22 protein-coding genes and 2 pseudogenes are annotated in these 23,149 nt (G+C 31.0%); 14 read left to right on the forward strand and 10 right to left on the reverse strand.

All coding sequences use genetic code 11. From position 1 onward, the window contains the following. The first annotated feature begins 132 nt into the window (after nt 1–132). From GMC_RS0109425 to GMC_RS0109435, 3 genes are all read left to right on the forward strand, one after another. Complete coding sequence (locus GMC_RS0109425) at nt 133–1,716, forward strand: FMN-binding glutamate synthase family protein (RefSeq protein ID WP_010521894.1); 1,584 nt, start codon at nt 133–135, stop codon at nt 1,714–1,716. Between the two features lie 25 nt (nt 1,717–1,741). Next, nucleotides 1,742–2,425: a VOC family protein gene (locus GMC_RS0109430; protein WP_010521895.1), complete on the forward strand. Its 684-nt coding sequence runs from the start codon at nt 1,742–1,744 to the stop codon at nt 2,423–2,425. A gap of 113 nt (nt 2,426–2,538) precedes the next feature. Further along, nucleotides 2,539–3,060, forward strand: coding sequence for a DUF7935 family protein (locus tag GMC_RS0109435; RefSeq protein ID WP_029489695.1), 522 nt, complete (start codon nt 2,539–2,541; stop codon nt 3,058–3,060). A 75-nt stretch (nt 3,061–3,135) separates the two neighbouring features. Here GMC_RS0109435 and GMC_RS0109440 read toward each other — a convergent pair whose 3' ends face one another. From GMC_RS0109440 to GMC_RS21505, 4 genes are all read right to left on the reverse strand, one after another. After that, nucleotides 3,136–4,059, reverse strand: coding sequence for a patatin-like phospholipase family protein (locus GMC_RS0109440; protein ID WP_010521897.1), 924 nt, complete (start codon nt 4,057–4,059; stop codon nt 3,136–3,138). A gap of 384 nt (nt 4,060–4,443) precedes the next feature. Further along, a complete protein-coding gene (locus GMC_RS0109445; protein WP_010521898.1) occupies nt 4,444–5,748 on the reverse strand; it encodes a T9SS type A sorting domain-containing protein in 1,305 nt (434 codons plus the stop codon). 292 nt (nt 5,749–6,040) lie between these two features. Then, nucleotides 6,041–7,933 carry a M1 family metallopeptidase gene (locus tag GMC_RS19600; RefSeq protein WP_010521899.1) on the reverse strand — a complete coding sequence of 631 codons (1,893 nt, stop codon included), beginning with the start codon at nt 7,931–7,933 and terminating at the stop codon, nt 6,041–6,043. Further along, nucleotides 7,920–8,144 carry a hypothetical protein gene (locus GMC_RS21505; protein WP_010521900.1) on the reverse strand — a complete coding sequence of 75 codons (225 nt, stop codon included), beginning with the start codon at nt 8,142–8,144 and terminating at the stop codon, nt 7,920–7,922. Before GMC_RS21505 ends, GMC_RS19600 begins: the two co-directional genes overlap by 14 nt. 86 nt (nt 8,145–8,230) lie before the next feature. Here GMC_RS21505 and GMC_RS0109455 point away from each other — a divergent pair, with 86 nt between their 5' ends. The 5 genes from GMC_RS0109455 to GMC_RS0109475 all read left to right on the forward strand — a co-directional run bounded on the left by GMC_RS0109455 (nt 8,231) and on the right by GMC_RS0109475 (nt 13,440). Next, nucleotides 8,231–8,461, forward strand: coding sequence for a hypothetical protein (locus tag GMC_RS0109455; protein WP_010521901.1), 231 nt, complete (start codon nt 8,231–8,233; stop codon nt 8,459–8,461). An 11-nt stretch (nt 8,462–8,472) separates the two neighbouring features. Beyond that, entirely contained in the window at nt 8,473–10,578 is a 2,106-nt protein-coding gene (recG, locus tag GMC_RS0109460) for an ATP-dependent DNA helicase RecG (RefSeq protein WP_010521902.1), read from the forward strand. Between the two features lie 128 nt (nt 10,579–10,706). Beyond that, nucleotides 10,707–11,327, forward strand: coding sequence for an L-threonylcarbamoyladenylate synthase (locus tag GMC_RS0109465; protein WP_010521903.1), 621 nt, complete (start codon nt 10,707–10,709; stop codon nt 11,325–11,327). 245 nt (nt 11,328–11,572) lie between these two features. Continuing rightward, complete coding sequence (locus GMC_RS0109470) at nt 11,573–12,157, forward strand: T9SS type A sorting domain-containing protein (protein WP_010521904.1); 585 nt, start codon at nt 11,573–11,575, stop codon at nt 12,155–12,157. 698 nt (nt 12,158–12,855) lie between these two features. Beyond that, entirely contained in the window at nt 12,856–13,440 is a 585-nt protein-coding gene (locus tag GMC_RS0109475; RefSeq protein ID WP_010521905.1) for a T9SS type A sorting domain-containing protein, read from the forward strand. Nucleotides 13,441–13,710: 270 nt separating this feature from the next. Here the strand turns inward: GMC_RS0109475 and GMC_RS0109480 are convergent, their stop codons facing one another. Together GMC_RS0109480 and GMC_RS0109485 are read right to left on the reverse strand one after the other, a co-directional pair. Beyond that, the gene (locus tag GMC_RS0109480) at nt 13,711–14,436 is read right to left on the reverse strand and encodes a glycosyltransferase (protein WP_010521906.1); all 726 of its coding nucleotides are present in this window, start codon (nt 14,434–14,436) and stop codon (nt 13,711–13,713) included. Next, nucleotides 14,418–15,200, reverse strand: a complete 783-nt coding sequence (locus tag GMC_RS0109485) for a methyltransferase domain-containing protein (RefSeq protein ID WP_010521907.1) — start codon at nt 15,198–15,200, stop codon at nt 14,418–14,420. Before GMC_RS0109485 ends, GMC_RS0109480 begins: the two co-directional genes overlap by 19 nt. Nucleotides 15,201–15,315: 115 nt before the next feature. Between GMC_RS0109485 and GMC_RS0109490 the strand changes: the two genes are divergently transcribed. Then, on the forward strand, nt 15,316–16,785 hold the full coding sequence (locus GMC_RS0109490) for a hypothetical protein (RefSeq protein ID WP_010521908.1): 1,470 nt from the start codon (nt 15,316–15,318) through the stop codon (nt 16,783–16,785). Here GMC_RS0109490 and GMC_RS23250 read toward each other — a convergent pair. Beyond that, nucleotides 16,772–17,002: pseudogene (locus GMC_RS23250) on the reverse strand (IS1595 family transposase); the annotation flags it as partial. The gene GMC_RS0109490 and the pseudogene GMC_RS23250 overlap by 14 nt on opposite strands. A gap of 194 nt (nt 17,003–17,196) precedes the next feature. Between GMC_RS23250 and GMC_RS0109500 the strand changes: the two are divergent. Continuing rightward, on the forward strand, nt 17,197–19,029 hold the full coding sequence (locus GMC_RS0109500) for an ABC transporter ATP-binding protein (RefSeq protein WP_010521909.1): 1,833 nt from the start codon (nt 17,197–17,199) through the stop codon (nt 19,027–19,029). A gap of 28 nt (nt 19,030–19,057) precedes the next feature. Further along, nucleotides 19,058–20,308, forward strand: a complete 1,251-nt coding sequence (locus GMC_RS0109505) for a glycosyltransferase (protein ID WP_010521910.1) — start codon at nt 19,058–19,060, stop codon at nt 20,306–20,308. A gap of 3 nt (nt 20,309–20,311) precedes the next feature. On the opposite strand, the gene GMC_RS19605 is transcribed toward GMC_RS0109505, so the two are convergent. Together GMC_RS19605 and GMC_RS22220 are read right to left on the reverse strand one after the other, a co-directional pair. Further along, nucleotides 20,312–21,073 carry a glycosyltransferase family 4 protein gene (locus GMC_RS19605; protein WP_010521911.1) on the reverse strand — a complete coding sequence of 254 codons (762 nt, stop codon included), beginning with the start codon at nt 21,071–21,073 and terminating at the stop codon, nt 20,312–20,314. An 88-nt stretch (nt 21,074–21,161) separates the two neighbouring features. Continuing rightward, the gene (locus GMC_RS22220) at nt 21,162–21,398 is read right to left on the reverse strand and encodes a hypothetical protein (RefSeq protein ID WP_238527960.1); all 237 of its coding nucleotides are present in this window, start codon (nt 21,396–21,398) and stop codon (nt 21,162–21,164) included. A gap of 302 nt (nt 21,399–21,700) precedes the next feature. On the opposite strand from GMC_RS22220, the gene GMC_RS22225 reads away from it, so the two are divergent. The 3 genes from GMC_RS22225 to GMC_RS22560 are packed head-to-tail and all read left to right on the forward strand — an operon-like array spanning nt 21,701 to nt 22,728. Next, entirely contained in the window at nt 21,701–21,865 is a 165-nt protein-coding gene (locus GMC_RS22225; RefSeq protein ID WP_238527961.1) for a transposase, read from the forward strand. A gap of 4 nt (nt 21,866–21,869) precedes the next feature. After that, on the forward strand, nt 21,870–22,427 hold the full coding sequence (locus GMC_RS22555; protein WP_010521914.1) for an IS630 family transposase: 558 nt from the start codon (nt 21,870–21,872) through the stop codon (nt 22,425–22,427). Between the two features lie 52 nt (nt 22,428–22,479). Next, nucleotides 22,480–22,728, forward strand: coding sequence for a transposase (locus GMC_RS22560; RefSeq protein ID WP_262482006.1), 249 nt, complete (start codon nt 22,480–22,482; stop codon nt 22,726–22,728). Between the two features lie 135 nt (nt 22,729–22,863). Here the strand turns inward: GMC_RS22560 and GMC_RS0109520 are convergent. Then, nucleotides 22,864–23,149: pseudogene (locus GMC_RS0109520) on the reverse strand (sialidase family protein); the annotation flags it as partial.

Consider the following 23,149-nt stretch of genomic DNA (forward strand, 5'->3'; position numbering starts at 1 on the left):
ATAAAAATCCTAATTTTTCATTTAATAATCAAAAATCAGTAAATGTATAAAATGGACAGTATCTTTTGTTGATAAAAAAATTTCTCATTTCTGTAAAGAAAACTAACTTTAGCTAGACATATTTATAAAAAAATGATTGAATTTATTTCGGGCATTGCCTGGTGGACTTGGGTTTTAATTGCTTTGTTAGTTGTAGCAATAAAAGATGTTTTCTTTAATAAAACACACACGATTAAACATAATTTTCCAATTGTAGGACACTTTCGCTATATGCTAGAAAGTATTGGTCCAGAATTGCGTCAGTACATTGTGGCAAACAACCGGGAAGAACTTCCTTTTAATAGAATAGAACGCGGATGGATTTATGCATCTTCAAAAAATGAAAATAATTATGAAGGTTTTGGTACGGATCAGGATATTTATGGACCTCAATATATTTTTATAAAAAACGCTATGTTTCCCTATAAGGTAAAAAAGAAGCATGCAAATGCATTAGATCCTTACTTTTTACCATGTGCAAAAGTCATGGGAGCTTATAATAAACGAAAACGACCCTTTAGACCAGCCTCAATAATTAATGTTTCGGCTATGAGTTTTGGTTCACTTTCTGCAAAAGCAGTAGAAACTTTAAATAAAGGATGTAAACTGTCTTATGCTTATCATAATACTGGCGAGGGCGGATTATCGCCTTACCATAAAAAAGGGGGTGATGTTGTTTTTCATATTGGTACAGGGTATTTTGGTGTACGTGATGCCGACGGTAATTTTTCTATGGAAATGCTAAAAAAATTAGTGCAAAATAATCCTAGTATACGTGCTATTGAGGTTAAATTATCGCAGGGAGCAAAGCCAGGAAAGGGTGGCGTATTGCCAGGTTCAAAAATCACTAAGGAAATTGCTGAAATTAGAAATGTAAAAGTTGGTGTTGATGTCCTTTCGCCAGCGTATCACACTGCATTTTCAAACGTGCCTGAGCTCATAAATTTTGTAGAACAAATTGCTACAGAAACAGGGTTGCCTGTTGGAATCAAAGCGGCAATTGGTAAGATAGATCAATGGAAAGAGTTGGTTACTGAAATGAAAGCCCAAGATAAAGGGCCTGATTTTGTTACCATTGATGGTGGCGAAGGTGGTACTGGTGCAGCACCACCAAGTTTTGCAGATCATGTAGCCTTACCTTGGGTGTATGGTTTTAGTGAAGTGTACAAACTATTTGCCGAAGCCAAAATTACGGATCGAATTGTGTTTTGTGCCAGTGGCAAATTAGGTTTTCCTGCTAGAGCAGCCATGGCGTTTGCTATGGGGGTTGATTGTATTAATGTTGCTCGTGAAGCGATGCTAAGCGTAGGATGCATTCAAGCACAAGTTTGTCATACTAACAGGTGTCCCACGGGAGTTGCTACCCAAAATAAATGGTTGCAAGCAGGAATTGATGTTACCAATAAAGCGGAGCGTGTAAAGTACTATTTTAAAAATTTTAATAAAGAGTTGTTAGAAATTACACATGCTTGCGGATACGAGCACCCATCACAATTTGCAATGGATGATATAAATATTGGTCAGGGAGACAATAACAAAACGACCAGCTTGGCAAGAAATTATGGCTATCACAAAACACCAGTGCCTTTTGCTGGTTTTGAGGAATTAGTTGCATGCCCTAACCTAGGAGGGAATTATAAAAATGATAAGGTAAATGAAGCGGAAGTAAGGTATTAATTGTCGCGTAAATCAAAGATAAGCAATGAAAATTAAGGAGTTAATCTTACAAACAACAAATGTAGAAGCTGAAAAAGATTTTTACAGCGATGTTCTTGGATTTCCGATTAAGCAGGCTTCGCAAACACATTTTACTATAAAAGTAGGGTGGACACTGTTAACTTTTAAATATGCGTCAAAAGCACAGAACTATCACTATTGTTTTTTGATACCTGCAAACAAATTACAGGAAGCTGTTGTTTGGTTGGAAACTAGGATGGATATTATAAAAATAAGTGAGACAAAAAAGACAGTGCACTTTAAGGATTGGAATGCAGAATCTGTTTATTTTTATGATGCTAGCGGTAATGTTGTTGAATTTATTATTAGGCATGATTTAAATAATTTTACTGATGATAATTTTAATATCAATCAAATAATTTGTGTTCATGAAATAGGAATGCCTACTACCAATATATCAGCCATTAATTGTCAATTAGAAACAACATTAGGGACAAATTTTTGGAAAGGTGACCTTAAACGGTTTGGAGTCCATGGAGATCTTGAAGGTATTTTTTTATTGCCCAATTACAATTTCAAAACCACTTGGTTTCCTACTGAAGTAGCTGTTTTGCCAGTAACATTTCAGGCTGCTGTAAAAACGAACAAAGGTCATTTTGAAGTACAGTTTGAAAACGAAAAATTAAAAATTACTAAAAGAGGATGGTGATTAAGACGATGATTAAAAAGAATTAATTTAAAATTATAGTTGTCAACTATAAAAATCTTAATGCTTAAATTATATTTGTAGCAGTAAAATTTCAACAGCGTACATATACACCTATGAAAATCGATATATATTTAGTTATCCTAGTAATTATACCAGCAATTGTAGTAGCATTAGTTTGTTTTTATTCCATACAATCCATGCTAAAAAAAGAGTTGATGAAGCAAAAATACAATTTGTTAAAAAGTACTCAAAAAGAGACTTTGCCTTTAAAGCTTCAAGCTTACGAGCGCTTTACACTACTTTTGGATAGGATTAGTTTAGATAAATTATTGGTTAGGGTTTCCCCTAATGGAGAAGATAAAAATGGCTACAAAAATTTATTGATTGCTACCATTGAGCAAGAATTTGAGCACAATCTAACGCAGCAAATTTATATTTCAGAGGAATGTTGGAAAACAATTTTAACCGCAAAAAACACAGTAATATCTCAATTACATACGTTATCGGTTAAGGAAGGTGTTGATAATGCCGCTATTTACCGAAATGAGGGAATTGCGCAATTCCCTTCCAGTACCAGTCCAACTAACATAGCACAAGCTTTCGTTAGGTCGGAGGTGAGTTTACTTTTTAGGTAATTTAAAAGTGAGATTCATTTATTGTAATGAGTTTTGAATTAGCTTGATTAAGGTTTTATTAAAGAAAACTAAAAGCTAGCCCATCATATCTAAGTCACGTATTCTGTTTAAATCTTTTTGTTCAAATTTTTCGCGAGCGTAGTCAAAACCTTGCTGCCACCACTCCGTCATTAGTTTTTTATTAAATACTAATGAGTTTTCCGTAAGCTCAGTAGGCGTATAGTACAAATTAAGTATGGCATCTTTGTTTTTTGCTGCCAATTTACCAGCAGTAACGTTATGCTGTTCGACTTGATCTAATAAATACCCAAATAAATTCACCATTAACGAAAACGGGTTTTTACCTAAAATTTTATTACGATCTAAGTTTTCGGACTCTAATATTATGGCATCAATTTCAGTTGCCCCGCGTTTTACAGCTTCTCGGATCGGTACAATAGCTCCAAAGCCACCATCGGCATATTCATAACCGCTTTTTTTGGCAATACTCATAAAAGGAATGTAGTTGCAGGATATCCAAATCCATTCACAAAAATCTTCGTAACTAAAATCGTGTATGGACTTATATTCCGTACAACTTTTTGAAAGGTTTGAAACCGTTACTACTACATCAGTCACGTTTTTTTTGGCAAATTCAAATTCTTCACGAGTAAAATTTTTACGAATATTCTTCTTAAGATTTTTACTCTCGCCAAAGGTGCGTTTGCGTTTAATGAATTGCAATAAAGTATTTAAATAATTAATACTTACATATTCTCGATCACCTTTGCTTTTAATTATAAAAGGATTTAAGCTGAAAATGGTGTTTTGGTTTACATTAGTATAAATATCATGTACTTTATCAATTTTATTAATTGATAAATGTGGGATTAACAGGCTACCTGTTGAGGTGCCTAAAAACAAATCGTATTTACGTTTTTGAACCTGCATTAGGTATTCGGCAACACCACCAGCAAACGCTCCTTTACTACCACCACCTGAAATTACTAATGCACGCATTTTTTAGTCTTTAATAAGGAAATATGTCAGTTTAAGTAAAATTCAGATAAGAATTTAGTACTAAGAATCGCATATTTCTTCAATTGAATTTAAAATATAAGCTGAAATAAGATTTAACTAATATATAAAAATTAATAGTATCTGATTGGTCGGTAATGATTGCTGAACCTTAATAGCTGAAGGTACACACTTCTATGAATAGTATGTTCAAAAATTCACAAAAAAAGAGACTGCTTTTTAACCAGTCTCTTGATTTTCACCCTCAATGAGGGGTTAATTCTTTTAGGTTTTCCTAAAAATCAAACTATTTTTTTGAACTTACCTTGTAAGTTGGCTTTGAGGTAGTTTACTTTAATTAAAAGGAGTTTTCAGGTTTAACACCTTTTATTTATCTAAAACAATAAATTGTTTTTGGTTTCCATTATCAGTTACTAATACTGATATGTATACACCATTACTCATTTCGTTTAAGTTAAAAGTTAATTTATGACTCCCTGAACTTTGAACACCATCATTTAACGATTTAACTAATTGACCCTGTAAATTATATATGTTAAGTTTTACAGTAGACTTTTTACTTAAGCTATATTCAAGCGTAGTTGCATTTTTAAAAGGATTTGGATAATTCTGCTTTAGTACTATTCCATTTTCTACGTTAATATCAGGTACTGATAAAGTTGTTTCCTTAGCTGAAATTACAAAATTTAATACAGATGACGAGTTAAGACCTGTTTGATTTAACCAAACGGTATACTGATTATCTCTTAAAGGGGGTGTAAACCCAAAACCAGTAATCGCAATAGCCGCAGGGTTTGATGCATCACCCATAGCAGGTAATATATCAGTGCCAATATTTGCAGTTCCATAGCTCAATCCACCTTTAAATATGGCAGGAGCTGTTGAAATAGAAGAGTCATTATTAATACCGATAAAACCAATATCATCAGAACCATCATAATTATCTACAATTAATTGTGATAATTCATAGCCTTCAGGAATTTGAAAGGTAAAAAAGTTTGCAGCATCCCCAGTTTGTTGTGTAGAAGCTATACGGTTATCTCCAGGCTTGAATTCAATAAGTGTTGGATTATTATTATCGGTTGATAAATTGCCATTCAAACTTTCGTCATAAGTTAAGCTTTCATCCGGTGTAATAGCTTCATCAGTACACGCTACGGGGGCGTCTAAATTCCCAAAATAGATTGAAAAATCGCCAGTTTTTGAAACCATAACAAAATCATGTAAATCTACACGCATTCCGTTATCAATGATATTAGTATAGTAAGAACCGTCAAAATTTTCAATTCCAGAGTTTGATATTGTAAGTTCAGGTTCCGTTTGCTCAAAATTAATTACTGTATTAGGTATTAAATTAACTTGTCCTGCACCACCAAACAATTGAAAGAAAAAAGTGCTTAATTCACCATTTGTGTACGCAATGTCCAATTTTCTGTAAGGGCTTAAATCAGGACCATTTTTACCAAAAACAGTTATATTACCCTCAAAATTGGTGTCCGTGTTATATGAACGGTAATTCATAATAGGCATAGGACTATTTCTTGGCGTATCATAAGAGCAATTAGCAGTATCGCTAGTAGCTTGTCCAATCATAGTTTGAGAAATAGTTAGTGTAACCAATAGATTAGTAATTCTTTTTAAAAGCTTCAATTTGTGTAATCTCAGTTTCATTTTCATTTTTTTAAATATGGTTAATGGTTAAGAAACTAAACCGAGCAAAGTATATTGTTACCTGCTATAGTAATCTTACATTCTTACTTTTTTTGTGTTATTCATCGAAGAAAATGAAATGTTTTGTGTCAAAAAATTAACAATAATCCTCTTTTGTCATTTTAAGATACCAGGCTTGCATCGAATGCTAATAGCCAAAGGCTAATAGCTAATTGCAAAAAATAGATGTTTAATAAGTAATGACTTTTAGTCATAACCGAAACTATGGTACTTTTAGTCCGTATTGGTTCATTTACTTATTGGTAAGTAATTGCTTTATTTTATCAGGAAATGTTGATAATAAACGATTTAGTCTTTGGGTATACTTTTTATTGGAGTAAAGTTCTTTTAAAGTGGCTGTGCAACTTTTTTTAAATCGCCAATTTGGGTGTGTAGCTCCTAAAGCCAAATTTTGTAAACTTTTGTCCGAATAGCTTTGTAGTAATTTTAAATATTCAAAAGCCTTGGTGCGTAATCTAAAGTTATAGTTTGTGGCTGTATATGAATTTAATTCTTCGAAAAAATGAGTGCGCTCTTCCGTAGAAAAACCAGGTGTGTTTAATGCCAAAACTAACCAAAGCGATCGGATATTTTTGTCATTAAAACCAATTATAGCTTTTGTGGTTTGCAAATAACTCATTTTTTTTGAGTCAAAATTATTCCACAAATTATACAAAGCACCTTCAACAATAGCATATGACTTTGATTTTAAAAGTTGTGCCATTTTCGGTTCAAAAGCTTCAGGAATTTTTACTAACGAATTTGCTAAAGCTTGTAATACTTGTGGTTGGTTACTATCAAAAGCTTTTTCGAGTAATTGCAATGCTGTGGCAGAAAAGTCTCCTTGGAGTTGGGAGACTACTTCTTGTCCTAAATATGGATTTGTAGGAAAATCAAGCGCTTTTGATAAAAGTTGATATTTACCAATTAGCGGTTGTGTACGTTCGCCAGCTAATTGTAAATAGCTTTTCATAAAATCAGATTTTGTAACTATTTTTAAAGCATCCTCAGCAGGGAACTTTGTACTGTGTAACCATTTTTTTGCAAATTCAGAAACATCTTTTCCTGTAACTTCAGTCACAATTTTTAAAAAATCATCGGTAGTAACATTTTTATATTGGTGAGTTTTTAAAAATTGTGGTATTATCTTTTTAAACTTAGTGTCCCCAATCCATTCGCGTAAAGCAACTATAGCCCAAGCGCCATGTTGGTAATAGGTAAGCGAAGATCCTTTTGGAGTAACCAAAGGGCTTCCTTTTTGTAATTCGCTTTGGTGATTCAGTTGCTCTGCACTTTCGTAAAGTTTGTAGAAAAAATAATCTTCGCCAAATAGTTCTTTTTCTGCCAGCAGTGAGTAATAGGTGGCAAAACCTTCATGTAACCAGTGGTGATTGCTATCGGTTTCTGTAACTATATTCCCAAACCATTGGTGTGCCAATTCATGTGCGCTTACGTTGACAAAGTTTTGATCATTAAAGGTGTTTTTGTCCACAATAAAGTCATCCGAAAAAATAGTGCATCCAGTATTTTCCATACCAGCATACAAAAAATCGCGTACAGGAACTTGCCTGTAAACACTCCATGGATAAGGAATTCCAATTTCACCTTCTAAAAAATCAAAAATTTGTTTGTGGTAGCGATATGTAGGTTCGTAATTAGCTACAAGATTTGGATATATATAATTTTCTAATGGTATGCCAGAGTCGCTTTTTGTTTCTTTTATAGCATACTTTCCGATAGCTAGGGCAACCAAGTAGCTACTCATGGGGTGACTTGTTTGATACGTCCATGTGGTAAGGTTATTGGCTGATTTTTTTTCAAGCAAATTGCCGTTAGAAATGACATGATAGTCGCTATTAAACGTAACAGTTATTTTGAATTTAATTTTATCATTCATGTCATCAATGCTAGGGAGCCAATTACTAGTATATTTCCCTTGTCCTTGCGACCAAATTTGTTTATGATTAGGAACTTTTGGGTCAATATTTTTTTTATCCCAACCCCAAAAATAAAGCGCTTTTTTGGGCTGTGTGGTGTAGTTAAAACTAAAAGAATATTCCTGATTATCTTTAAAGTCCCCTTTAAGATAAATTTTATTGTCTTTATAACTTAAGTTAGCACCCTTTAAAGGGTCAACAGTTTCCATTTTTTTGAGCATCCAGATATACCTTGGTGCTATTTTGCAATGCTTTAAAAGTTACCGTAAGGTTTCCTTTAATTTTTTGTTGTAATGTGTCAAGTTGTAGTTGAGCTTCAATAGTTTTAAAATCAACCGTGTTATTTTGTTGTGCCAATAGGCTACTGACGCTTGCGCAGAAGGAAAAAATAAAGAGTGTAAAAGTTACTAGTACATTCATATAAATAATACGGTTATTAATCAGGCAAATTACAAAAAGTATATGCTGAAAAATACGAAAAGTGTATATTGTTAAAAAATTCAATAATGAAGTTTGATAAGCAATTTAAAGAAGCTATTATAAATCTTCCTGAAAGCGAAAAAAATAAATTATTGCTTCGGTTGTTTAAAAGGGATGTAGGTTTAGTCAATAAATTACATTTTGAATTATTAAGTGACGAAACAGTTGATGATAAAAGGGTTGAAATGGCAGCATTAGTGACCAAAAAAGTTAGGAATGCCTCAGATTCCTTTTATAGTTTAGATTATTTGAAGTAAAATAGTAGTTAATGAGTGCCGATATATTACAGTCTCCCGTTGCTTATATAAAAGGTGTAGGTCCTACAAGGGCTACCGTGTTGGAAAAAGAAATCGGAATACGTGTTTGTCAGGATTTGCTTCATTTTTTTCCACATCGCTATATTGACCGTACTCGATATTACACTATTAGCGAATTGCAACAAAATGATGCCGAAGTACAAATTGTTGGAGTAATTACACATATTAAAACCGTGACCCAAAAAAGAGGCGGAAGTCGTTTGGTAGCTAAATTTCAGGATAAAACGGGTACTATGGAATTGGTTTGGTTTCGTGGCGCCAAATGGATTCAGGAAAGTATAAAGCTTAACGTACCTTACGTTATATTTGGTAAAACAAAATATTACAACGGTTTTTCCATGCCACATCCGGAAATGGAACTTCTGGAAATCCATAAATCGAGCATGAGCTCCATTATGCAACCTATATATTCTTCAACAGAAATGTTGCAGAAAAGAAATATAACCAACAAGGTCATTTCTAAAATGGTTCAAAATCTATTTTTAACTAAGGGTATTTTTTTTGAAGAAACCTTACCCAAAAATATTTTGGATCATTTAAAACTAATTGGCAAATCTGATGCCTTGTTAAATATCCATTTTCCGAAAAGTCAGGATTTATTGACTAAAGCGAGTTACCGATTAAAGTTTGAAGAGCTTTTTTACATTCAGCTACAATTGATTCGTAAAAACATTCTGCAAAAGCAAAAAATAAAAGGCTATGCATTTGAAAAGGTAGGTGCTATGTTTACTGATTTTTATGAGAATCATTTACCTTTTAATTTAACTGGTGCTCAAAAACGAGTGATTAAAGAAATTAGGAGGGATATGGGCAATGAAGCCCAAATGAACAGACTATTACAAGGCGATGTTGGTTCAGGAAAAACTATTGTAGCTTTAATGAGTATGTTATTGGCAATTGATAATGGTTTTCAGGCTGCACTTATGGCACCAACAGCTATATTAGCCAAACAACATTTTGATGGGATATCGGAATTAGTCAAGGACTTGCAAATTAACGTGAGTTTATTAATGGGAAGTACAAAAACTAAAGCAAGACGGATGTTACATACTGATTTGGAGAATGGCCAAATTCATATTTTAATTGGTACTCACGCTTTATTAGAAGACAAAGTGAAATTTAATAATTTAGGTTTAGCTATTATTGATGAACAACATCGGTTTGGTGTTGCACAACGCGCTAAATTATGGCGAAAAAATAAATTACCACCACATGTTTTAGTTATGACCGCCACGCCAATACCCAGAACCCTTGCTATGAGTTTGTATGGAGATTTGGATGTTTCTGTGATTGATGAACTACCACCTGGACGAAAATCAATTAAAACCATGCACAAGTTTGACGGACAACGATTGAACGTATTTCATTTTGTAAAAAAAGAAATAGCCAAAGGGAGGCAGGTATATATTGTATATCCATTAATTCAGGAATCTGAAGCAATGGATTATAAAGACTTGATGGATGGGTACGAAAGTATATCGCGTGATTTTCCTAAACCCAATTATCAAATATCAATTGTACACGGCAAAATGAAGCCTGCAGACAAGGATATGGAAATGGAACGATTTATTAAAGGTGAGACTCAAATAATGGTGGCTACAACAGTAATTGAAGTTGGCGTAAATGTGCCTAACGCTAGTTTAATGATTATTGAAAGCGCGGAGCGCTTTGGTTTATCACAATTACATCAGTTACGTGGTAGGGTAGGCCGAGGTGCCGAACAAAGTTACTGTATACTAATGTCAGGATTTAAATTATCCGAGGATAGTAAAACCCGATTACAAACCATGGTGAAAACTAATGATGGTTTTGAAATTGCTGAAGTGGATTTAAAATTACGAGGTCCTGGAGATATTATGGGTACGCAGCAAAGTGGTGTACTCAATTTAAAAATTGCTGATATTGTAAAGGACAATCAAATTTTGCACGTAGCAAGAGCTTTTGCTCAGCAAATACTGAAGGAAGACCCTAATTTAGCATTGCCCCAAAATAGTATGATCAAACAAGCTTATACTCAATTAGTACAGCACAAAAATATTTGGAATTATATTAGCTGACTTATTAAAAGTGTTACAAATTATAATTTGACTCGACCAATATATTGTAATTGGTGTATTGTTTTATGCAATAATAGCCATACAACTAGCTAGTTTTAAGTAATTTTATACCAAATAATAAAATCATTTTGGCGAAATTTATCAAACTTTACGAAGAAAACCCTAATCCGAAGCAAATTGCAGAGGCTGTTAATGTGTTAAAAAGTGGGGGCTTAATTATTTACCCAACTGACACCGTTTATGGTTTGGGTTGCGATATTACTAGTGTAAAGGCATTAAATCGTATAGCTAAAATAAAAGGTGTGAAGCTTGAAAAAGCAAACTGGTCTTTCCTTTGTAAAGATTTAAGCAATCTTTCGGATTATGTGCGTCAAATTGATTCTACAACTTTTAAGTTATTAAAAAGATGCACCCCGGGTCCTTTTACATTTATTTTACCAGGCAACAATCAACTTCCTACTGTATTTAAAAAGAAAAAAACTGTAGGGATACGTGTGCCTGACAACAAAATTTGCTATGATTTGGTGGAAGTTCTTGGAAATCCTATTATTTCAACATCAATACATGATGAAGATGAAATTTTAGAATATACTACTGATCCTGAATTAATCTTAGAAAAATGGAATAATTTGGTCGATTTGGTGATTGATGGGGGATATGGTGATAATATTCCATCAACAATAGTAGATGTCACAGGTGACACCCCTGAAATTATTAGAACGGGTAAAGGAAATATTGATCTTATTTAGGATTTTGTATTAATAGTTTTCTATGTATACCAATACTGCAGTATTTTTTGTTCTTTATCGTGTAATTATGAAGGTTTTGTTGTTAAGTGTATGTTAAATTGATGCGTAAATAGCATATGACTTGTGTTAGGGTTAAAATAGCATTAAAATCGGTAAATTCTAAGTAGGTATCTAAGTTAGGTTCGGTAGTATATTTGCAGCGGAATATGCGCAGATCGTCGATAGTCTGCAAAAAAATCTTACTTATGAAAAAATTATTGAAATTAGGGTTGTTAAGTGTAGCACTTATGACAACTGGAATTATGTCTGCATCGAAAAAAGTTAAGGTTGAAGTGTTATCTTCAAATGAATTAAGCATAACAATGTCAGAGGTGGTTGAAGGTGAAGTATTATCAATTTCTGATAAAAAAGGTGAATTAGTATTTTCTGAAATATTGAGCGCAACTAGTTCTTATAATAAAACATTAGATTTTTCAAAATTAACGCAAGGAGTATACTACGTTAAGGCAGCTACTGACGAAGCAATAAAAGTGACTCCATTTATTATTGTACCAGATCAAGTTAAAATCATTAAAGGTGAAACTAAAACTTACCATACACCAGTATTTGATGTGAAAAATGGCTTAGTTGAGGTTAATATTAATAATGAAGATGAGCACGAAGTTTCAATAACTGTATATGCTAATAACAGTAGTATTCCAATGGAAGATATTAAGGTAAGTACACCAAGTATTTCCAAAACATATAATTTTGCATCATTACCAATTTCTGAATATAAAATTGTTATATATCAAGGAGATTACAGCTACGTAAAAAAAGTAAAGAGATAGTTTTTATAAAATATCTTAAATAGTAAGCCCTGCATAACCCCAATATGCAGGGCTATTTATTTTCAAAAATGCTACACCACATTTGTTTTATTGGTCTCAGGTTTAGTTAAAACTATGCATTTTTAATACATTCCGCTTTTGGCTTCTAAAAATATTACAAGAGCTATTGGCAATTAGTAATTAGCTGTTGGCTTTAAAATACTACTAATAGCTAATTGCAAAAAACGGATGCTTAAAAAGTAATGACTTTTAGTCATAACCGAAACTACGGTACTTTTAGTCCATATTATTACAAACTTTGCTCCGTTTAAAAGAACATTTCTACAAACATATTTTAAAATAAAAAAAGAGCTTAATCCAAAGTTTAAAGCCCACTTTTTATTTATCTATCGTCCAAATAAAAAAAACTCAATTTTTATTTGAGTGATTTCAAACCAGTATTGGTATTATTTTTTAAGCAAACAAGTTTAAAAAGAAATTGCATACGTAAGTAATTTTGATTAGAAATTTGCTAGCGTTACGATTTAGTGTTAATCCATTTTTTTTTAAATAAAACTTTAATTGTATTTAATCGTTTGAAAATTAGTTGTTTGCGTTAATTTAGCATCAATATTGGTAAATTGTGGTGAAACATAATATTACACTTTAAAGATAAATTTGTCATGTAACAATTTGATAAACAATTAATTGTAAAAAAAATGAAAAATTTATTTAAAATTGGTTTGTTGAGTGTAGCACTTATGACAAGCGTAGTAGCAAATGCAGTAGAAAAAATTAAAGTTGAAGTATTAGGATCAAAATCATTAAATGTATCTTTATCGGAAGTATCTACAGGAGTCTCAATTTCAATAGTAGATACCAATGAGCTTGTTTTGTTTTCGGATGAAGTAATTAAAGTTGGTTCGTTCATTAAAAAATTTGATTTATCAAACTTACCAAATGGATTATATTACTTGAAAACCAAAACAGTTGATAAAATTAATATTACACCTTTTGTTGTTGATGCAGATAAAGCGAAAGTAATTAAGGGTGATGTAAAAACGTTTAACACCCCTAAATTCGATTTTAAAAATGATGTTTTGAGGGTGAGTATGGATAATCCTGATATGCACGATGTGTCAATAATTATTTATCCTAAAGAAAGCAGTGTGGCAATTGCGGATGAAAAAATTAATGCTGCTAAAATTGTTAAAAATTATAGATTCAAATCTTTACCTTACACAGAATATAATGTTGTAATGTATCAAGGGGGATACAGTTATGTAAAAACAATTAAGCGATAATTTTATACGAACGTAAATGCTAATTTATTTAAGCTATAAATTATTTGAAAAGTAATTGTTAATTATGACTTGAAAGTAGGTTGTAATTAACAATTTTTTAGATGTGTTAGTCCTGCTTCTGTTACTCAAATAAATTGTTTTTAAAAAACTAAATTCAGTATTTGAAGTGATTATCAATTTAAAGTTTTCAGCTATATTGGTAAATTTGTAGTGCTCTAAGCATTAACAATAGTAATTTATCATGGGGCTGACCTTAGTTTTTTAAACTAGTTATCTTTTTTTTTTGATGAAAAGAAGTAATTCAAAAGGGACTTTTAAAAAATCAATCAATTTTAATTTTGAGCCGTTGACATCTTTCCAAACACTAATTGGTACTTCAATAGCCGTATGATTAATAGTTTTTGGTTTACAAATATTAGAGAACCTGTGAAAAATTTCAATATCAAAAATCCATTTGCTCAAAAACGGAGTCTCAAAAATTTTAAAAACCACTTTTCTTTTAAATAACTTAATTCCGCATTGAGTATCATACACATTTAAATGTAGAGTTAAACTTACTGCGGTTGCAAAAATTCTACCTAAAATATGGCGGTGTACTTTTCGATCAATAAAAGCGCCTATTTTTTTAATTCGAGCTCCAAAAACAAACAAAACATCATTTTTTAAATGGGTCGCCAATTTTGGAATTTCTTCTAATGGAGTGGACAAATCAGCATCCAAAAAACCAATTATATCAAAACTAGTATCTTCAAAGGCTTTCAGCATCCCTTGCCTTACAGCCTCACCTTTGCCTTGATTCTTACTTAAATCAAGAAAATGCACTCTATCATTTGTACTCGCAACCTCGGTTAAAATAGCTTTTGTATTATCGGAACTCCCATCGTTAACAAAAAGAAAATGAGTATTTGAATTTTTTTTAAGGAAAGAAATAAACTTATCTAGTTGCAAACGCTTTTCTTCATTATAACAAGGAATAATTATACACTTTTTTTGCATACAGCATAGGTTGATAATCCAGGAAGCGGGATTGTTTTTGATACTTTTAAAGATATTAAATAATCAATAAATAATATTTTTGTAACTATTTTAGTGATATTGCTACCTCCTTGCCATTTGGTTAACCCTGTATTAGTTATCAATTTTGGTTTGGTGATTTTTTCTTTTAAAACACCCAGTATCCTAGGAAGTAATAAAGAGGTGAAAAAATACCCAGAGGTTTGTATTTGAAAATTTGCTACTAGTAATTGTTTAAGCGTTTTTTTAGTATATCTTCTATAATGCTTTAAATAATGATCGTGGATTGAAAATAATTTTTGATAGGAAGGTACAGTAATTAAGAATGTTGTATCCGTATTAAAAAGTTCATTTTTAGCTAGTGAATTAGTAAAACCTTTATCATCTTCAATATGTTCAATAACATCCAGTAATAATACTATCGATTTTCGGTTATTTTTGGTAGTTTTTATATCATTTAAATTGTTATATATAGTTATACTTTTTGGATTTAGAATTTTATTAATTTCAATAAGATCTGATTTATTTAAAGCAGTGTCAACACCAAAACATTCATTAAAGTTAAAATGAGTAGTCAATTGCTCAAGTACAAAAGCGTCTCCACAGCCTATATCAAAAACATTTATTTGCGAAAAATCAGTATCAGGAAATTGAAGCGTAATTAAATGTTTTACTACTTCTATACGGGCTAATTCCCAGGGGTGTCGTCGCTCATTATTACTGTTGTTTGATTCTAATAAATCCATTGAAACTATTGGTTAAAGTGATTTGGAAGTCAGGAGGTAATTAAAAAAAAAGTAAAAATGCTGATAAACTCACTATTTTCAGTATTTTGTATTCTAATTTTAAATTACAAACAGATTGTCAAGATTATGGCTTTTTTTAGAAAAAACCGAAAAAATTAAACGCTTTTTTGATAAAAAAGTTGGGTTGTATTTGGCGATGTTTGCTATAATAGCATCTAATTTAGTAATCTATTCGGTATCTAATACTCATAAATTTTCGGCAGAACAGTCTAGGAGAGATGCCTCCGCCTTTTCGATATATTTTGCTAAAAAATTCATTTATTTTTATTACCACACCGGTTATTTCCCTTTAGGAACCATCAATACAGATTTAGTGTATACTGATAAAGGAGCAGCACAAGAAATTGAAAAAAGAGGGAGTGATTTGATCATGGAATTTTATCATTGGTCTAGGTTAGGAGAAAACACACGAATTTTTGCTTTTTTACCTAATGCCTGGTTGGATGGTGGAGTAGAAAAGCCTTCAATTAGGTTGTTTAATACAATTGTTTTTATTTTTAGTTTATTGTGTTTATGTTGGGGTTTTGGGGAAATAAAAAAATTATTGTTTGGGTTACTACTCATTTTTTGTATAAATACCACACCATTTTATTTGTTTGAGGTATTTACCAGAGAGAATATCTTTGGAATTTTACCAGCTACTTTTTATATAATTTTAGGACTTAATTTGCCTATTCTTTTCAATAAAAAAACAAGCCTATACTACAAACTAATGGTTCCAATTTTATCAGCTTTTTTTATTGGTTTTTTCAGTGAAATAAGAAATGAGATAGCTGTAGTTTTACTTTCGCTACTACTAATTTATATACTTACAAACAATTTAGGGTATAAGTTTAAAGTTCTTGCTTTGGTATTAGTACTATTTTCATTTAAAAGCACTAAAGAGTATTTAAGGTTTTATTTTAAAAGTAAGTTTGCTGAAACTACAGCGTTAGTTGCAAGCAAAGGAGGACATGTTTACCATGGTAGCGTTATAAAGGGGCATATGGTTTGGCATCCTGTTTTTTGTGGGCTGGGCGATTTTGATACTAAATATGGGTATGAGTGGAATGATATGGTAGCATTTAATTATGCTATGCCTATTTTGAATAATAAGTATGGTTTAAATTTAAAATATAATGGAGGATATCATTTAGATCAATTTTATGATGATGAAAAATTGTATTACGTAAAATTTGATGAAATTCCAGAATATGAACCTATCGTGAAAGCAAAAGTATTGGCGGATATTATAAATGATCCATTGTGGTATGCTGACATTATTTGGAAACGAATTATGAGATTGTTAACCAGAACTTTACCGTATTCTTATTTGGGGTTTTTAGGAATTCCTTTATTGTTCTATTTGGTTGAACAAAAAAAATGGCAATGGATCAAACTACTTATAATTTCTTTACCACTTTCGGCAACTTCAATAGTTATTTACTCGGATCGGGGAACTACGTATAATTCTGTTTTTGGCTATTTTATTTTACTTATTATTATTCATGAAATGTATACTTTTTTTGAAACTAATCAGCTTTAGTCATCCTCACTATTAAATTGTTGGAAATATTTACTTTGGGATCGGTTAATTCTAAAACAAAATTCATTAAAATATCTATTCTTTTTACTTTTCTTTCTTTGGTTAGTTTGACAGCTATTACTGCCTTTTTCTTCTTACTATTGCAGCTTCTAACGATTTTTTCTTCGTCTTTCGAACCAAGAACAAATTCATCAACATTTACTTTTGGCTGGAATGGTTTTTGAGTAATGATTGTAGTTTATGAGAAACTACAATCAATTATAATTATCTATTTTTATCATTAATCTTGTAGAATAGTTTTTTAGGGCTACAAATTTAATATAATCTAAAGAATAGAGAGTTTTAATTTGTAATTTTACATCTTATATAAAATTCAAAAAAAATAATTTTGAATGATGACATTATTAATGGATGAAAAATTTTAAAAGATTTTTAAAGTATGTTATACCTTATAAAAAATATCAATTTTTAAGTGTTTTATTCAACATACTTTACGCATTGTTTTCGTCGATATCAATGCTTTCATTACTTCCCATGATTAAAGTTCTATTTGAGGATGGAGAAAAAATTCATAAAAAACCAATATTTAAAGGAATTCAAGATTTTGATTTGGACTATTTTGAGAACTATTTGAATTATTTTATTACAAATACGAATGAGTCAAAAGGTCCATTAGTTACATTAATTTGGATGGTGGCTTTTGTATTAAGTACTTTTTTGCTTAAAAATTTATTTAGCTATTTATCTATTATTTATATGACTTATTTGAATAATGGAATTCTTAAAGATTTGAGACAGGATGTTTATCGAAAAGTGATAAGCTTACATGTTTCTTTTTTTTCAAATGAACGTAAGGGAGATCTAATTGCTCGCATGACTTCGGATATAAATACAATTAAAGCATCGTTTATGAGTGTTTTAATGATGATAAGAGAACCATTAACAGTTATTTTTACTTTAGTGGCAATGGTACTGATAAGTTGGAAATTAACCTTTTTTGTTTTTGTTTTTATACCTGTTTCAGGTTTTTTAATTTCTAAATTAGGAAGGTCTATAAAAAGTCAGTCTGGTGATATTTTCGCAATGGAAGGAGAATTACTTTCAAATATTGAAGAAACATTAGGAGGAATTCAAGTAGTTAAAAATTTTACTTCTGAAAATTATTTTGTGAAGCGATTTACTGAATTCACAGATACAATCAATAAAATGAATAATTCTATTGGAAAAAAAATGAGTTTAGCGGCACCTTCAAGTGAATTTTTAGGAATTTTCGTAATTTCAATAATTTTAATATATGGAGGTTCGTTGGTATTAATTGATAAAACCCTAAGTGGAGGAGCATTCATTGCATATATGGGATTAGCTTATCAAATTCTGACACCAGCTAAGGCAATAACAAAAGCAAATCATGCATTGCAAGGAGGGAACGCGGCATATGATCGAGTGGCATTTATATTGGACACAGAGAATCCACTGAAGGATAAAGAAGGAGCTAAAGTAATTAGTGGATTCAATCAAGAAATTAAATTTAATAACATATCATTCAAATACAAAGATGAATATGTTTTAAAGGATTTTAGTTTGACAGTGCCCAAGGGTAAAACAGTAGCCTTAGTCGGGGAATCTGGTAGCGGAAAATCAACTTTGGCAAACTTAGTAACGCGTTTTTATGATGTGACTGAGGGTAACATAACTTTTGATGGTACCAACATCAAAGAGGTTACTACAAAATCCTTAAGAGAGCAAATGGGAATAGTTGCTCAAGATTCTATTTTATTTAATGATACTATTGCTAATAATATTTCTTTAGGAATAGATAACCCTCAAGAAGCTGCTATTATTGAAGCAGCTAAAATAGCTAATGCTCATGATTTTATATCCGAGTTTCCTGAGCAATATAATAACTCAGTAGGAGACGGAGGAAGGATGCTCTCAGGAGGTCAGCGTCAACGAATAGCAATTGCTAGAGCAGTAATGAAAAATCCACCGATTATGATATTAGATGAAGCTACTTCTGCCTTAGATACAGAATCAGAAAAAGTGGTTCAAGATGCCTTGGAAAATATGATGGAGAATAGAACATCTATCGTAATAGCTCATAGATTATCTACAGTTCAAAATGCTGATTTAATTGTTGTCATGAAAAAAGGTAGTATTGTCGAGCAGGGTTCACATGAACAATTATTAAAAATGAATGGAACTTATACAAACTTGGTAAAGTTGCAGTCGTTAGAAGTTAATTAAAAAGTTAATTTATTATTAAGTATCTAACATGAATGGTATAAACATTTTAGGTTATTTGAATGGAAAATTTGGTCTAGGAGAGGCTGTTAGGCTAAATATCAAAGCTTTGAGATCTGCAAAAGTGCCAATTTGTGAAATTGATTTTGAGATGCTCAAAAGAGTTAGTGATTATAAATATAAATTTGATTATTCAATAAATTTGGTGCAAATATCATTAAATGATATAGATCATTTTTTTAGCATAATAACCCCTAATTTTTTTAAAAATAGATACACTATCTTATTTTTAGTTTGGGAATCAGAATATGTTACTAGCGAATTGAAAAAAGCAATAAATCTTTTTAATGAAGTTTGGACACCGTCAACTTACTGTAAAAATATATTTAAAAAAAATTATGAAGGTCCTATTATAACTGTTCCTCATCCAGTAGAAGTAAATTTGAAACCGATACAAAATCACAACTCATTAATATTTTTTTCTGAAACTAAGTTTAGTTTTTTATTTATTTTTAATTATCATAGTTCAATTGAAAGAAAAAATCCTTTTCATTTGATAGAAGCATTTTCAGAAGCTTTTGCTAATGACGAAGATGTAGAATTAATTATAAAAACATCAGGATCTTCTAACTATAAAAAAGCAGAAAAGAAATTGCATGATTCCATTGAGGGGCGAGATAATATTAAAATTATAGATATTGATTTAGATCGAAATAATGTCGATCAACTAATTAATAATTGTGACTGTTATTTATCATTGCATCATTCTGAAGGTTTTGGATTGACATTGGCAGAATCAATGTATTTAGGTAAGCCAACCCTGGCATCTAATTATTCTGGGAATACCGAATACATGAATAATGATAATAGCTATTTGGTGGATTGTCATGTAGGGAAAATTGAAAATCCAGATGCAAATTTTTCAAGTAAGACTATTTGGGGGCATCCAATTTTAGAAGATACCGTAAAAAAGTTGAAATTAGTTTATAAAAATTCAAATTTAAGAAATCAAAAATCGATTAATGCTGAAAAAAGTATTAAATCCAAATTGTCATTTGAGGCTGTGGGAAGAATAATGAGTAATAGATTAAAGCATTTGTATATAAATTTTGATGAATTAACAATCAATAAAAACCACGATGCTTATTTGCTAAATCAATTACAAATAGCAAACTCCGAAATAACTCACCTAAAAAGAGACATACATCGAATGAAAAAGAATTTGATTATAAAATTTGTTTTGTTTTTAAAAAATAGAGTAAGAAAATTTAAAGGAAAATAAAGATTATGCTTTCTCCAATATGCTTTTATAAACTTTAATATATTGCTTAGCTGCATTTTCCCAAGTAAATTTTTGAGAATGTTTAGTATACTTGTTTATATAAAAATCTTTATTAGAATTAAATTTAGTCATTCCATTTCTAAATACATTTGACATGTACCTAGGTTCAAAATGATCCCAGTAAAATGAATATTCCCCCCCAATTTCAGGCAAAGATGATTTATTTGCCAAAAAGGTGGGTTTTCCAAATGACATAGCTTCTAATACAGGTAAACCAAAGCCTTCTCTCAATGAAGGGAATGTAAAAGCCATACAGTTTTTATAATAATAAATTTTATCCTGATCATTTATGCGACCAACTACATGAACTTTTTGTTTTAATCCTTTCTTTTGTATTAATTGGTTTAAGTTTTCAGCATACTTTGTTCTAGTATCTCCAGCAATTACCAAATCAATTTCGGGTAAAAAATCAATCATATTAATTAAAGTATGAAAATTTTTCTTTTCGACCATTTGTCCTATTGTAAATAGAAATGGTCTTCTAGGTAAAATTTTTGGTTTAGATTTATCAAAATTTATGCTTTTTGAATTGTTGAGTGTATTTCCATTGTATATTATATATTCAGGGATATCAGGAATGTTAAAATGAGCGTGCGTGCTTTTTTTAGCAAATTCGGAAATATAAACTATAGCATTACTTCGGTTTAATTTTTCTTTGAATTGCTTAATTCTAAAATCTAATTTTTCGCCTGTATCTTCTTCCATAAAATTGATATCGTGAACCGTAAGTAGATAAGGGATAGATGTGGAAAAAGGTTCAATTTTAGTATTCTGATTAACAGAATGCCATAAATCAAACTTGGTTTTCTCCTTTAAAAAGAGGGTATCGGGTAATTTGCCAATATTTATGATACATTACAAGCTCTCCTAGTTCTTTTTTTGCGTTATTTTTATTATCATTACAAATAATTTTGTAATCATTTACAAACTCTGATTGATTAGCAAGAGCCTTAATCAAATTTAGATTAAATTGACCAAATCCAGATTTTAGATTATTTATATTATGAGTTTCTAGAAAAATTTTTTTCATTAAAAAATTGTTAATAACAAGCATTGCAAAATTACAGTTTTAAATTTACTAAAAACAACATTGTAATACTTAGTTTGATATTAATGTGTATGAACTTTAAAAAATTAAGCATCTTTTTATTGGTCTCAGGTTTAATTAAAACTATGCAATTTTAATGCATTTCACTTTTTAGCTTCTAAAAATATTACAAGAGCTATTGGCAATTAGTAATTAGCTATTGGCTTTAAAATACTGCTATTAACATAGCGGTAATATAATTAGATTAAGTGCGATATTATTCGTATCTTTTCCTTCTGAAGGATATGGATTTTAGATCAGTAGATTCTGCAAGCAGAAAGGAAATACGCAAACGAGCGATCAAGCAAATTAATTCAGGTGTTCAAAAGAAAAAAGTAGCTATGATGTACGGAGTTAACCCAAACACAATTACTAATTGGGTTAAAAAACATAAAAAAAGAAGGGATTAAAGGGTTGACAGATAATAAGCGCGGTGTTAGCTCTGAGGATAAAAAATTACTTAGTAGCACTCAAGAGTTAGAGATCCAACGCATGATTACAGATGTTATGCCAGATCAACTAAAATTGGATTTTGCTTTATGGACACGCAAAGCTGTAAAGGAATTAGTGGAACGTGAATTTGGTGTAAAATTAGCGATAAATACAATGGGGGATTATCTACGCTCTTGGGGATTTAGTCCTCAAAAACCCAAGAAACAAGCTTACGAACAATGTTCTAAAAAAGTGCAATTATGGTTAGATGAACAATATCCAGCCATTAAGAAACGCGCTAAAGAGGAAAATGCAGAAATACAATGGGGTGATGAAACAGGAGTAAGAAACGCTAATCAACATGGTCGTTCTTATGCTCCCAAAGGAAAAACGCCTGTAAAGAAAAGTATGTCTAAACGTTTTTCTGTAAACATGATTTCTACAGTAACTAATCAAGGAAGTGTTCAATTTATGATTTACTCAGGAACTATGAATGCTGATAGATTCATTGAATTTCTAGAACAGCTTATCAAAGGATAAAACACAAAAAATATTTTTAATCCTAGATAATTTAAGAGTTCATCACAGTAAAATAGTAAAGAAATGGATTGAAGAAAAACTGGAACATATTGAGTTATTCTTCTTGCCTTCTTATTCTCCAGAGAAAAACCCTGATGAGTATCTAAACTGTGATTTAAAATATGCTTTATCTGAAAAACCTGCTCCTAAAAACGAAAAACAGCTTGAAGAAAATGTCAAGAATCATATGAAAATGCTAACTGAAAATAGCCAAAGAGTAGCTAAATATTTTAACCATAAGGATATAAAATACGCAGCATAAAATCTCTATTTATTGCCGTCGGGTTAATAATAGCTAATTGCAAAAAACTGATGTTTAAAAAGTAATGACTTTTAGTCATAACCGAAACTATGGTGCTTTTGGTCAATAGTGGTTCATTTAAATCGTATATGTGCATTATCGCAAATTAGATACTTCAATAATAGCAGTCCAAACACTCACTAAGCCATTTTCAACCTGAGTCCAAATGGGTCTAATAATTCCATTTTGGACATCAATATTGTTGTAATCTCCAAAAAAGTTAGCTCCTTTTGGGTGGAATGGTTTTTCGGAAATAGTATAATTTTTAAAACTTTTTGCGCCATTTTTAGAAACGGCAAGCTTCACATTTATCAAAGGGGCATTATTGGGGTTTTGTTCGTAATAAATGATATAAATGAACCCAGTAGCAGGATCAATTTTC

The sequence above is a fragment of the Aquimarina agarivorans genome, assembly GCF_000218485.1.
Lineage (GTDB): Bacteria > Bacteroidota > Bacteroidia > Flavobacteriales > Flavobacteriaceae > Aquimarina > Aquimarina agarivorans.